Annotated in this window: 10 protein-coding genes; 7 read left to right on the top strand and 3 right to left on the bottom strand. The window is 37.1% G+C overall.

Annotated features, from left to right (window positions below; genetic code table 11):
• Positions 1-29 precede the first annotated feature (29 nt).
• The 3 genes from PGOND44_RS07275 to PGOND44_RS07285 form a co-directional block, all read right to left on the bottom strand.
• Positions 30-3,017, bottom strand: a complete 2,988-nt coding sequence (locus tag PGOND44_RS07275) for a TonB-dependent receptor (RefSeq protein WP_003439160.1) — start codon at positions 3,015-3,017, stop codon at positions 30-32.
• A gap of 42 nt (positions 3,018-3,059) precedes the next feature.
• The gene (locus PGOND44_RS07280) at positions 3,060-3,734 is read right to left on the bottom strand and encodes a DUF2064 domain-containing protein (RefSeq protein WP_003439165.1); all 675 of its coding nucleotides are present in this window, start codon (positions 3,732-3,734) and stop codon (positions 3,060-3,062) included.
• A gap of 94 nt (positions 3,735-3,828) precedes the next feature.
• The gene (locus PGOND44_RS07285) at positions 3,829-4,209 is read right to left on the bottom strand and encodes an SPOR domain-containing protein (protein WP_003439169.1); all 381 of its coding nucleotides are present in this window, start codon (positions 4,207-4,209) and stop codon (positions 3,829-3,831) included.
• Positions 4,210-4,409: 200 nt separating this feature from the next.
• Here PGOND44_RS07285 and PGOND44_RS07290 point away from each other — a divergent pair, with 200 nt between their 5' ends.
• Genes PGOND44_RS07290 through PGOND44_RS07320 form a run of 7 tightly spaced genes read left to right on the top strand, consistent with a single transcriptional unit; the run spans position 4,410 to position 13,867 of the window.
• Positions 4,410-5,741, top strand: a complete 1,332-nt coding sequence (locus PGOND44_RS07290; protein ID WP_003439172.1) for a c-type cytochrome — start codon at positions 4,410-4,412, stop codon at positions 5,739-5,741.
• 28 nt (positions 5,742-5,769) lie between these two features.
• Entirely contained in the window at positions 5,770-8,844 is a 3,075-nt protein-coding gene (locus PGOND44_RS07295; protein ID WP_003439175.1) for a TAT-variant-translocated molybdopterin oxidoreductase, read from the top strand.
• 32 nt (positions 8,845-8,876) lie between these two features.
• Positions 8,877-10,343, top strand: a complete 1,467-nt coding sequence (gene nrfD / locus PGOND44_RS07300) for an NrfD/PsrC family molybdoenzyme membrane anchor subunit (protein WP_003439178.1) — start codon at positions 8,877-8,879, stop codon at positions 10,341-10,343.
• Positions 10,343-10,870, top strand: a complete 528-nt coding sequence (locus tag PGOND44_RS07305; RefSeq protein WP_003439180.1) for a DUF3341 domain-containing protein — start codon at positions 10,343-10,345, stop codon at positions 10,868-10,870. Before nrfD ends, PGOND44_RS07305 begins: the two co-directional genes overlap by 1 nt.
• Positions 10,871-10,874: 4 nt before the next feature.
• The gene (locus PGOND44_RS07310; protein ID WP_003439188.1) at positions 10,875-11,462 is read left to right on the top strand and encodes a c-type cytochrome; all 588 of its coding nucleotides are present in this window, start codon (positions 10,875-10,877) and stop codon (positions 11,460-11,462) included.
• A gap of 31 nt (positions 11,463-11,493) precedes the next feature.
• Positions 11,494-12,795 carry a hypothetical protein gene (locus tag PGOND44_RS07315; RefSeq protein WP_040555885.1) on the top strand — a complete coding sequence of 434 codons (1,302 nt, stop codon included), beginning with the start codon at positions 11,494-11,496 and terminating at the stop codon, positions 12,793-12,795.
• A gap of 25 nt (positions 12,796-12,820) precedes the next feature.
• Complete coding sequence (locus tag PGOND44_RS07320) at positions 12,821-13,867, top strand: cytochrome c oxidase subunit II (protein WP_003439191.1); 1,047 nt, start codon at positions 12,821-12,823, stop codon at positions 13,865-13,867.
• Positions 13,868-13,881: the final 14 nt, after the last annotated feature.

Genomic DNA, 13,881 nt, shown 5'->3' on the forward strand with positions numbered 1-13,881 from the left:
TAAAAAAATTAGTTTTTCATGATTTTGTTTTAAAACAGATACCTAACCCCAAACTGAAATTGTCTAGGAGGCCCTGCATTTCTCTGCACGAATCTACCAGAAGAGGCTGGCCCTGCTTGTATTTGGTTACTTTGGGTTGCATTGTTGCTGTATCCACTTAGATTTTCAATGTTGAACACATTAAAGATATCAGCTCTTACTTCTAAGCGATGCGTCTCACCCATCAAAAATTGGTGTTGTATACCAATATCAAAATTAAAAGACCAAGGTAAACGATCGTTGTTTCTAGATTCGCCGGGAGAACGGTCACTGTTACCTACATAAGCATCTCCGAAAGCAGAGCCATCACCGTTTAAATCTGTAGTTCCAAAAATGCTTGCATCTGGAATTCTATTGATAGGTTGGCCGCTTTGAAGAAGTCCTGCCAAAGTCACCACAGAATTTTTCAATGGATAATAATTAAAAATACCATTTATATTATGGGTTCTGTCGTTAATGGAGGGTCCCCATTCACGTCCATAGTTATTAGCATCTTGTGCTCTAAAGTTGATGTCCTCTGTGTTGTTTTCTAGTCTGGACAATGTATAATTAAGACGGTAATCGTAATTATCGGTCCCTCTTGTTTTTTGAAGATTAAAACTAGCTGCCCAATATTCAGAACGGCCTTTAGATTCTGTCATCACCACATTTCTTGCGACACCAGAAACGGCCTCTCCGTTGATGATGCCCTGGCCATTGATGATAGGTATAGGTCGAGTTGCATCGGCCTCTTCTATAGATCGGATTTCCCCTGTTTGAAAGCCTGCCCCTATTGGAAACTCCTCTGCAGCATTCAAATTACGAAGACGAAATAAATTATGGCCTCGGTTATGAAATACATCGATAAAAAATAATTTATCATCTTCAAGTTGGGTTTGGTACCCTAAAGAAAATTGATGGCTGAATGGATTATCATATCCATTCGGATTTAAAATTCTACGCTCATTAGAAAAAACAGACTCTCGCTGGTCTTGCAGATCACTTGGACTAGGTCCTTGCAAATAGTCTACATCACTTAGATTGGCTGTAAGATTTCCATTAAAAGTGACACGATTTACATCTGTGTTTTGTGGCAATATACCTTGATTAATAAATTCTTGTATTTGCAATTGATAATCTGCTGAAGTCGTATTCTGCTGTAAAGCATCACTATGAATCGCATATGAGATTTTATCGTAAGCCATGCCATAACCTCCTCTAATTACCGAATTTTCTCCAATTTCATAATTGAAATTAATTCGCGGTGCAAGGTTATCTGTGTCACCAGAAGTCCCGCCGCCTTTAGACAAATCATCGTAGTCGTAACGTAATCCGTACACCAAATTCAGTTTAGGATTAACTAGCCATTGGTCTTCGAGATAAAAGCTATAAATATTTTGCGTGGTTCCAAAGGAGTTAGGGCGGAGTTCCACGCCATAATTGACCACATTTGCATTCGAAGGAATATCATTGATGTTTAAACCACTGCCAAGATCGCTATTGCGAATATTATCAATTTGATTTTGAGTAAGATCTACTAAATAATTCCCATCTGGATTACCGCCTCCAAATAACTCATGATCTCCAGAAATATATTGAAGACCAGCTTTTATAGTATGGTTATTTAAGTAATATTTCAATTTTTGTTGCAGCTGTAGGGTGTTTTCAATTTCATCAAAAATAAACCCAGAATTCCCTAAAACTCCAATGGTGAATTGTTGAGGATTGCGAAGAGTAACTTGAGGTCCAACGTTTTTAGGATTGGAGTAATTCCACCTAAAGCGGCTGTACTGGATGTTGGTTTCTCCATCGAGATTTCCAATTTGATAATTGTTTTTGAATGCCAGATTGATACTGTTTCTTTCTTGAGCAGCTCCCGCAGAGGGGAATATGACGCCACCGTCTAGACCACCTCCTTGGTTTTCAATCTCAATCCTACCCACATTTGCCCTAAGCGAACTTCTAAACTGATTGGACCAAAGGTGATCTATTTTTGCGGTGAAATAATTAAATGCATTGTTGCCACGAACAGTCTCGCTTACTCCAAGGTCTGGGACATTTAATAAATTGTCTTTTATATCGGTTGTGTGTTCGTAGTTGAAAAAGAAAAAGGTTTTGTCCTTAGCAATAGGCCCTCCAATAGCAAGGCCTGTTTGGTAACGTGCAAAACCATCCTTTACTTGATTTCCAGATAAATCGCGTTGAGCAAATTGACTAGAAGCATCCAAGCTCGGACCAGGGCGGGTGATAAAATAAGTTTCTCCTTTAAGCGTATTGGTTCCCGATTTGGTTGTGACATCTATGACGCCATTGCTGGTTAGTCCATATTCAGCAGAATAATTACTAGTGAGTACTGTAATATCTTTTACAGCTCCCACTGGAATATTGAAACGCATTCCACCAAGAAAACGTTCGTTATTATCCATTCCATCAATGGTGTAATTTGTGAATAAAGGGTTGGCACCATTGATGCTCACCGTAGGAGCTTCAGGGAAAAATCCAGTAGCTTGTGTCACATTGGGTAAGCGAAACAATATCCTTGTAATATCTCGACCTTCTACTGGAGTTTGCTCAATATCTTTGGCATCAATTTCAAAGGAAACTTCTGCATTTCGACGATTGATTTTCAGCTTGGTGTTGCTAGTGATGATGACTTCTTCTAGATTCTCAGCCTGACTTGATTTTTTATAAGCAAACATTTTAATCGCTGGACTTTCGTTAGAACGCAGATTAAATAGTTGACTCTTAGACGCTTCATAAGCCTCATTTCCTTCAAATAAAATTTGATAGCCGTTGACGGTCGGAACAGATCTAAAAGTTACTGCACCATTTGAATTTGTGGTTAGTGGTTTATCGATGCCTTGATCGAGATTTTTCAGAATTAATGTTGCATTTTCAACTGGAAGATTGGTTTCTAAATCCAGTAAATTAACTTTTATATTTTCTTGTGCATTTGCAAATAAACATGCCCAAAAAAATACAAATATTGTATATTTCATAAGTGTAATTATAGAGTTTAAATAAGGGTTGCTAGCCGGGAGTTAGGCAGATAAAGGGGAGCCCTTGTTGTAGTAAAGACTTGTGAGTTGCGTCTCTATAATAAATTGAAAAAGTGCAGAAGGATTATTCGATTTTCTTACTATTTTAAGTAGAATATACTTGAGTTGAAAATCAATAGATTTATTCTGAAGTAAGAAAAAAGCATCTTCATTACAATCTAAATCAATCAAGGTTTCGATGCAGGCGAATTGGATAGTGTTGTAAATTAATTCGCTAAGTATTTCAGGAAGTAGATCTTTGGTGTTCCATTTAAAATTCAAAAAAGATTTCTTTTCAAAAGCTTCTTTCCTAAGACCCCAAAGGTAAAAGCCACCATCTTTAGAGGGACCAAAGCACATGCTGTTATTCTCGAGAAGCTCTGAAGCCTTGAGAATATGATTTAATTTTAATCCTGGAGTATCGTTTCCTATAGAAATGACTTGTTGATACCCTTGATCAAAAATATGTTGAATAGCGTTCAAGTAGCGATTTTCAAAATCTTCGCCAACCTGCCGATTTTCATCTATCCAGAAGTAAGGAATTTCACTTTCTTTTACAAGCTCCAGTAAGTTTCTATGTTGAAAATTAAAAAATTCCTTACCATTTTTGATGCATTTCCGCTTTGCATCAAGAGGAGCAGAGTTTGCAAAAATTAATATGGCTGTTTTTGTTTTCAAAATAAATCTTGTTGTTCTTAAGCCAGAATCATATGTATTCTTTGCTTCAATTATAAATAGTTACGAAAATAAGTAAGCTAAGGTTTAGCAAGATTTATTTTCCAGGTCTAATAATAAGTGTATTGGGATGCTCAGACTTAACTTTCTCAAAAGCTCTATCCGCTTGAATTCTATTTCTATAATTACCAATCCAAACTTTATAATTTGGGGTTTGGTATAATATTCTCGATTCGATATTTAATTCTAAAGATTCAAATTCACTTTGAGTTTCTTTGGCCTTTTCAAGAGAACCAGAAAATATTTGGAGCTTATATGTACTCTTCAATTCATTGTTAGATTCTAAGGAATGCTTCTTGTTTAGCAGGTCTGAAACTGTCCTTAACTCAGAGGAGTTTAACTTACTTTGAGCTTCTATACTATTGAAGGTCAGAAACGAACAGATTAAAACAACATTTGCAAATGAATATTTAGTCATGAAATATAATTTTAAACAAAGGTACACTTTATAGCAAAGCAAGTGCTTTCATACCCTATTTAGAAAGATTATAAATTGCCATTTAACACATGTAGGTATTCCAGAAACGCTCATTTAGTGTTACTTTTGTAGACGATTTTTTTGATGCTCAATCCTACGTATTTATGGGCGTCACATTAAAATAGGTTAATAAATATTATATGAAAAAGACGATGGAACGCCCATTAAATTTGAGACACCTCTTCTTGGTGTTTCTTTTGCTTTTCACGCTCGCAACATTTGGTCAGGATGAAGTAGAGGCCGAATCTAATGCTGATGAAGCAAGCACTGAAGAAATTATTCCTGGTGCAGACTCTGCAAAAGGGAAAGAATTGTTCAACTCTCTTTGTGCAGCATGTCACAAACGTTATAAAAATGCAGTAGGGCCTCTATTACACGGGGTTACTGAGCGCAGAGACATGGACTGGTTGTACAAATGGATTAAAAACAGTCAAGAGTTAATAAAATCTGGAGATGCTCAAGCAGTTCAGTTGTATGAGGAGTGGAACAAAGTGGCCATGAACGCTTTCCCACAATTGGACAACCAAGATATAGACAACATTTTAGCTTATGTAGAAGAGCCTAAGCCAGAGCCTATAGTGGCAGAAACGCAAGTTGCTGCTGGAGCTGAAGGACAGGGTGGTTCTGGGATTTCTACTGAAATTGTCTTAGGGCTTCTTGCCGTTGTTCTTTTGATATTATCTGTGATACTAATTTTAGTCAACAAAACCTTAAACCGGTTTGCTGCAGCTAATGGAATTCCTGTTAAAGCAGACAAGCCAAAAGGTAAGCCGATTTGGGTTGCTTTTGCTGAAAATCAATTTTTGGTTTTAGTGTCTGTTGTTTTCTTGCTTCTGGCAGTTGCTTGGGGTGGTTATGGTTTCTTAATGCAGGTTGGTGTTGACCAAGGTTATGAACCCATACAGCCGATACATTATTCGCATAGAATACATGCAGGGGAAAATCAAATTGAGTGTAAGTATTGCCACTCTTCCGCTAGAGTATCTAAGCACTCGGGAATACCTTCGTTAAATGTGTGTATGAATTGTCATAAGCAAATAGCTGAAGTAGCACCTGAAACTGCTACTGAAGAGTATTCAAAAGAATTTTACGATAATGAGATTCAAAAATTATACGAAGCTACTGGCTGGGATACCTCTTCACAGTCTTATACTGGAGAGACCAAACCCGTTAAATGGGTCCGTATTCATAACTTACCAGATTTTGTTTACTTCAATCACTCTCAGCACGTAACCGTTGGTGGAATTGAATGTCAAACCTGTCACGGTCCTGTTGAAACATACGAGATTCAAAAACAATATGCTCCTTTAACCATGGGCTGGTGTATCAATTGTCACCGAGAAAGCAACATTAAGGTTGAAGGTAACGCGTACTACGAAAAAATACATGAAGAGCTTTCCGAAAAGTATGGTGTAGAAGAATTATCCGTCGCAGAAATGGGCGGTTTGGAATGTGGAAAGTGTCATTACTAATATTAATTTAGAAAAATTAGAATTCAATATGTCATCAGAAAAGAAATATTGGAAAAGTGCAGAACAGCTAGAGGAGAATAGTCCATTAGTTGAAGCTCTTGAACAAAATGAATTTGCAGATCATATTCCTGCAGATGAGTTTTTGGGTGATAAAGAAAAGCTTGAGGGTTCGCAAACTTCTAGAAGAGATTTCCTGAAGTATGTAGGATTTAGTACAGCAGCAGCTTCTTTAGCAGCTTGTGAGGGCCCTGTAGTTAAATCTATCCCTTACGTTGTTCAGCCTGAGCGTATAATCCCTGGTGTTGCAGACTTTTATGCTACAACAATTGCAGACGGGTTTGACTTCGCAAGTGTTCTTGTTAAGACCAGAGAAGGGCGACCAATAAAAATTGACAATAATACTGTATCCAACGGGCTTTCTGCTGGAAAAGCGAGGGTTCATGCTTCGGTCTTAGACTTGTATGATATCCAGCGTTTACAGAATCCTCAAATTGAAAATAGAGATGTAACATGGACGGAATTCTTTTCATCTTTAGAAACAGATTTGAAATCTAATGCTGAAAAGAAAACTTATCTATTAACGCAAACTTTCGCTTCTCCTTCAACAGATAAGCTTATAAAAGAGTTTCAAGAACAGTATCCTAACGTTGTTCGCGTTGTTTATGATACCGTTTCTGATGAGGCTGCTTTAGATGCTTTTGAAGCTAAATACGGTTATAGAGCTTTACCTAATTATGATTTTTCTAAATCAGAAATGATCGTTTCTGTTGGTGCTGATTTCTTAGGAGACTGGCAAGGTGGTGCTTTTGATTCTGGTTACAGCAAGAGTAGAGTGCCTAAAGATGGAAAAATGTCTCGCCACGTTCAATTTGAAGCAAATATGTCTCTTACCGGAGCCAATGCTGATAAGCGTGTGCCTGTTAAGCCTTCTTTGCAAAAGAAAATTGTTGTAGAGATATATAACCAAATCGTTGGTAAAGTTGCTTCAACAAATTTGAGTGATGCCTTACAAAACCATGTGAATAACGCTATAACTCAACTTAAATCGAAATCTTCCAAATCCATTTTTGTAACGGGATTACAATCTTTGGAAGCTCAAGCCATGGCTTTAGAAATCAATGAAACCTTGAGTAGTGAGGTTTTGAATATTGAAAACCCAAGGCTTATTCGTCAAGGTCAAAACTCTAAAATTAAAACTTTAATTTCGGAAGCGAAGGCTGGTAATGTTGGTGCTTTAATGATTGCCGGAGTCAACCCAGCTTACTCTCTTCCAAATGCAGATGAATTTATTGCTGCTTTGGGAAACATCAATACAACAGTTGGTTTTTCTATGAAGAAAGACGAAACGGCTTCACGTTGTAAATATATTGCTGCAACCCCTCATTACTTGGAGTCTTGGGGAGATGTGAGATTTACAAAAAAAGATTTCAGTTTAATACAACCTACAATTCAGCCGCTTTTCAATACTAAACAATTTGAAGATTGCTTATTGAAATTGACAGGTAATTCAAGCAAGTATTATGAATATGTAAAAACTAATTTCAAGTCTACTTTTGATGGAATTTCTTGGAATCAATCTTTACATGATGGTAGTTTCTCTTCTAATGTGGAACTTCCAAAAACTACAGAAACCTCTACAGTTGATTTTTCTTCAGGTGCCAGAAAGCTTATTTCTGAAAGTAATGCTGAAGGATTTGAATTAACTTTATACACTAAAACTTCACTCGGAGACGGTCGTCAAGCCAACAACCCTTGGTTGCAGGAAATGCCCGATCCCATCACGAGAACATCATGGGACAATTACGTGACCATGTCTAAGGCAGATGCTGAAGCTTTGGGTCTTACTAATACAAATGTTGCTAATGGTGCTTTAAACGGTAATTACGTCACTGTTTCACTAGGGGATAAGAAAATTTCAAAATTACCTGTTATCATCCAGCCAGGCCAAGCACCTGGATCTATTGGTATTGCTTTAGGTTACGGAAAGACAGAGTCTATCCAAGAAGAAATGCAGGTAGGTGTAAATGCTTTCCCACTTTACCAAGACTTTGATGTCAATCAAAATGTCACAGTAGATGCGGTGGATGGTATCCATGAGTTTGCTTGTGTCCAACTTCACCATACGATGATGGGCAGACGTGATATTGTAAAAGAAACTACTTTAGAAATTTTTAATACCAAAGACAGACACCATTGGAACGCCGTTCCAGAGGTTTCCTTGAACCACCAAGAGGTTAAGGTGACAAGCCCTGACGTGGATCTTTGGGAGGAATTTGACCGTTCTATAGGTCACCACTTTAATCTTTCAATAGATTTAAATGCGTGTACAGGCTGTGGAGCTTGTGTGATAGCTTGCCACAGTGAAAATAATGTTCCTGTAGTTGGTAAATCTGAAATACGTAAGAGTAGAGACATGCACTGGTTGAGAATTGACCGTTACTATTCTTCGGAAGAAACAATCGTGGAGGATTACGATAAGAAAAATAATATATCTGGATTATTTAGTGCTATAAATACTTATGGAGAACTCGAAGTTGCTTCAGAAGAAGATGTGCAAGTGATTTTTCAGCCTGTAATGTGTCAGCACTGTAATCATGCGCCTTGTGAAACGGTTTGTCCTGTTGCAGCTTCTGCCCACGGTCGCCAAGGTCAAAACCACATGACTTACAACAGATGCGTTGGAACTAGATACTGTGCTAATAACTGTCCTTATAAAGTAAGACGATTCAACTGGTTCTTATACAACCAAAATGATGAATTCGATTATCATATGAATAATGATTTAGGCCGTATGGTTCTAAACCCAGATGTAACTGTAAGGTCACGTGGAGTGATGGAAAAATGTTCTATGTGTATTCAAAAAACTCAAAAAACTATCCTAGATGCTAAACGCGACGGGAGAGTGATTGAGGACGGAGAATTCCATACGGCATGTTCTGCAGCTTGTGATAATGGTGCTATGCTTTTTGGAGATATTAATGACAAAGAAAGTGTAGTCTATAAGAAAGCACAAGACGATAGAATGTATCACCTCTTAGAGTACTTAGGAACTAAGCCTAATGTGATGTACCACACTAAAGTCAGAAACACAACAGAAGCATAATCAACTAACTAGGAATAAATTTATAATAAATTATGTCTCATTACGAATCGCCTATTAGAAAACCCTTAGTTACGGGGGATAAATCTTACCACGACGTTACACTCGATGTGGTAAGACCTGTAGAGGGAAAGGCAAATAAATCATGGTGGGTGGTTTTCTCTATAGCACTCATTGCCTTTTTATGGGGTTTAGGTTGTATTGTCTACACCGTATCCGAAGGGATTGGTACCTGGGGTCTTAACAAAACCATTGGTTGGGCCTGGGATATCACCAATTTTGTTTGGTGGGTAGGTATTGGCCATGCAGGAACATTAATTTCAGCAGTGCTTTTACTTTTCAGACAAAAATGGAGAATGGCTATTAACAGATCTGCTGAGGCCATGACTATTTTCTCAGTTATTCAAGCGGGTCTTTTCCCAATTATTCACATGGGTCGTCCATGGTTAGCTTATTGGGTTCTTCCTATTCCTAACCAATTTGGATCTCTGTGGGTCAACTTTAACTCTCCTCTTCTTTGGGATGTATTTGCTATATCAACTTATCTTTCCGTATCTCTAGTATTCTGGTGGACAGGTTTATTGCCTGATTTTGCCATGATTAGAGATCGAGCTGTAAAGCCTTTTCAGAAACATATCTACGGCATCTTATCTTTTGGGTGGAGTGGTAGAGCAAAAGACTGGCAAAGATTCGAAGAAGTGTCTTTAGTTCTTGCAGGTTTAGCAACTCCTTTGGTTCTTTCGGTTCACACTATTGTATCTTTTGACTTTGCTACATCGGTTATACCAGGTTGGCACACCACTATTTTCCCACCTTACTTTGTAGCTGGGGCTGTGTTTTCTGGTTTCGCAATGGTTAATACTCTTCTTATTATTATGAGAAAAGTGTCTAACCTAGAAAACTATATTACTATTCAACATATAGAATTGATGAACATAGTCATTATGATTACAGGTTCTATTGTTGGTGTCGCCTATATTACCGAGCTGTTTATGGCGTGGTATTCTGGTGTTGAATACGAACAATATGCTTTTCTTAATAGGGCGACTGGGCCTTACTGGTGGGCTTACTTGTTAATGATGACTTGCAACGTAGTCTCGCCTCAATTTATGTGGTTTCCAAAGTTAAGACGAAGTATTATGTTCTCATTTTTTATATCCATTGTCGTAAATATAGGAATGTGGTTTGAGCGTTTTGTCATTATTGTAACTTCACTACACCGAGATTATATGCCATCCGCTTGGACTATGTTCTCTCCAACGTTTGTGGATATTGGAATTTTTGTAGGAACGATTGGATTTTTCTTTGTGTTATTCTTATTGTATGCTAGAACATTTCCTGTGATTGCTCAAGCTGAGGTGAAATCCATCTTGAAAACCTCTGGGGAAAAGTATAAAAAGATAAGAGCTGAAAAAGGAGAGCATGCTAAACTTTATGATGAGCCAGTGCAAGAACCTTTACCAAATTTTACAGAACAGTTTAATTCTAAATCTAACTCATAATGGCATCGAAAGTTTTACATGCGATTTTTACAGATGATGATATTTTGATGCAGGCGGTAAAAGCATTGCGCGAAAAAAAATATAGCATTAACGAAGTTTTTTGTCCTTTCCCAGTTCATGGTTTGGATAAAGCTTTGGGATTACCTGGTACTCGTTTAGCCATTACCTCCTTTCTATACGGTTTGGTTGGTTTGGCAGTGTCTACTTGGATGATGAATTTCATTATGATAGAAGACTGGCCTCAAAACATAGGGGGTAAACCAAGCTTTAGTTATCTTCAGAATATGCCAGCCTTTGTGCCTATTATGTTCGAGATGACTGTGTTTTTCGCAGCGCATTTAATGGTGATTACCTTCTACTTGAGAAGTAAGTTGTGGCCATTCAAGAAAGCTGAAAATCCAGATGTAAGGACGACAGATGATAAATTTTTAATGGAGATCTCTGTCAATGAAAATAACGTTCAAGCCATTGCTGAAGTCTTGCACGAAAATGGAGCCTCAGAAATTAAATTAATAGATAATAAATAAGTTCATGAAAAGTTTATTTACCATATTACTTATAGCTTTTTGTATGATCGTTGTCTCTTGTTCAGACAAAAGAGAGCGTAACTATCAGTACTTTCCTGATATGTATGAATCTGTCCCTTATGATACCTATGGAGCTTATGATATATTTCAGGACGAGCAGGAGGCGAAAATACCTGAGGAAGGGAGTATATCTAGAGGGTTTACACCTTATGAATACGACGACGATCCAGACGGATACGCATTGGCTAAAGCTGAGCTGAAAAATGAAGTTCCTTATACTGAAGAAAATTTAGCTAAGGGTAAAGAGCTTTATGCTATATACTGTGCAACATGTCATGGTGATAATGGAAAAGGAAAGGGATATCTGGTAGAACGCGAAAAAATTCTTGGGGTGCCTAGTTATGACGACCAAGGTAGAGCTATTACAGAAGGAAGTGTTTACCACGTGATGTGGCATGGAATTAATACCATGGGTTCTTACGCATCTCAAATGGATAGCGAAGAACTTTGGCTTGTTGACCATTATGTTATGAAGCTTAAGGCTGAGTTGGAAGGTCAAGAACCAAGAGAATTTGAATCAGAGTCAGAATAAAAAATTAATTATAATACCAAGCTGAGATATTATGTATACAATGTCAAGTAAGTTAAAATTATTCTCTTTGGCCCTCATTATTGTTGGAGCCATAGGTTTAATTTACGGATTCATCGATGCCCCATCATCTGTTGAAGACGTCAAAGAAATGCTTCACGCAGAGGATGCTGCGCATAGCGGTGAAGTAGCTATGGGATCTAGTGGAGCTGACGAAGCAGCCCATGCAGATGAACATGCTGAGCATGTATTTCATCAACTGCAAAACAAACCTTGGGCAGCTATCTACGTTCCAGCTTTATTTATATTTTTAATTTCTCTTGGTGTTTTTGTATTCTATGCGCTTCAAAATGTTGCACAAGCAGGATGGTCCCCTGTCTTATTTAGAGTCATGGAGGGTATCACTTCATACTTAGTCCCTGGCGGAATTATAGTATACATAATTCTTTTATTATCGACTTTACACCTCAATCATTTATTCATTTGGATGGATCCTGAAGTTGTTGCAAACGATGTAATTATTCAAAATAAAACAGCCTATTTAAATACACCATTTTTCTTAATAAGAGCTGCTATCTATATGATCGGTTGGATTCTTTTCTCCAAATTGATTATCAAGAACTCGAGAAAACTTGATGATGAGTTTAGCCTTACTTTACATAAGCGTAATTTCAAATTATCCGCTATGTTCCTAGTCTTCTTTATTGTAACAGAGTCTATGATGTCGTGGGACTGGATTATGAGTATCGATACGCACTGGTTTAGTACTTTATTCGGATGGTTTGTTTTAGCAAGTATTTTGGTTTCCGCAGTGACTACTATTGCTCTGGTAACGATTTACCTGAAAGGGAAAGGCTATTTAGAGCATGTAAATAACAGTCATATCCACGATTTAGCTAAGTTTATGATGGGATTTTCTATATTCTGGGCTTATTTGTGGTTTTCTCAATTTTTATTGATCTGGTATGCCAACATACCAGAAGAAGTGACATATTACGTTTCAAGGCTTGAGGATTATCCCGTGTTATTCTTTGGAACCGTAATTATGAATTGGCTTCTCCCAATGTTGATTTTGATAAATTCTGATTTCAAGAGAGTCAATTGGATAGTTATTTTTGCAGGTATTATTATCTTAGTAGGTAACTATATGAACTTTTTTGTTCTTATTATGCCAGGCACAGTTGGTGAATCTTGGTTTATTGGTATTCCAGAAATAAGCTCCATTTTGTTGATTTCAGGTATATTTATTTTTACAGTATTTAGTGCGCTAGCAAAAGCACCTCTTACTGTAAAACACAGTGCTTTCCTCGAAGAAAGTAAACATTTTCAATACTAGAAACCTATTAAAAGAAAGATAGACGATGATCGCATTACTTATAATAATTGTTGCAGCCCTTTTAGGAATTACGATTTGGCAGATTTCAAAGATCTTCAAATTATCTCAGCCTATCGAAAGTGACGATTCACAAATTGCCACCAATAAAGACAATGAAAAGCAAGGAAAATTATTTTTAGTTTTCATTGTATTTCTTTATGGTCTTATGTTTTATTCCTTTTGGAGTCTAAGCAAATTTTACGTTCCAGCGGCGTCAGACCATGCTGAAGATTATGATCAATTATTTTTTATCTCTATTGGACTTATTATGTTTGTTCAGGTAATCATCCAATTTATACTTTACTGGTTTGCCTATAAATATAGAGGTCAAAAAGGAAGGAAAGCCCTTTTTTATGCCGATAATGATAAACTTGAATTTGTATGGACTATTATTCCCGTTATCACGTTATCTGCTCTTATTATTTACGGGTTATTTAGTTGGTCAGAAATCATGAATGTCGAAGAAACTGATGACACTCTTGTCGTTGAAATCTATGCTTATCAATTTGCCTGGAGAGCGAGATATTCTGGTGAAGATCGCACCCTTGGTGAGGCGAACGTAAGATTTATAGAAGGCATCAATCAATTGGGTGTAAGTGAAACTGATCCCTATGCCAAAGATGATATTATAACAACAGAACTACATTTACCAGTAAATCGACCTGTATTATTCAAATTTAGATCTCAGGACGTTTTACACTCAGCTTATTTTCCATTTTTCAGATCACAAATGAATGTTGTTCCGGGGATGACCACACAGTTTGGTTTCACACCTTCAATAACTTCTAAAGAAATCCGAAATAGCGATTATATGGTAGATAAAGTACGAAATATTAACGAAATTCGTGAAAACAATGACAATCTAGGGCCAGATGAAAAAAATTATGAGTTTGAGTATTACTTGTTGTGTAATAAGATTTGTGGAGTGTCCCACTATAATATGCAAATGAAAATTGTTGTTGAAACTGAGGAAGAATATCAAAAATGGATATCGGAGCAACAAACATTTGGTGAATTAACAGCAAAAAATTAATTATAAAAATAAAT

Source organism: Psychroflexus gondwanensis ACAM 44 (assembly GCF_000355905.1).
GTDB lineage: Bacteria > Bacteroidota > Bacteroidia > Flavobacteriales > Flavobacteriaceae > Psychroflexus > Psychroflexus gondwanensis.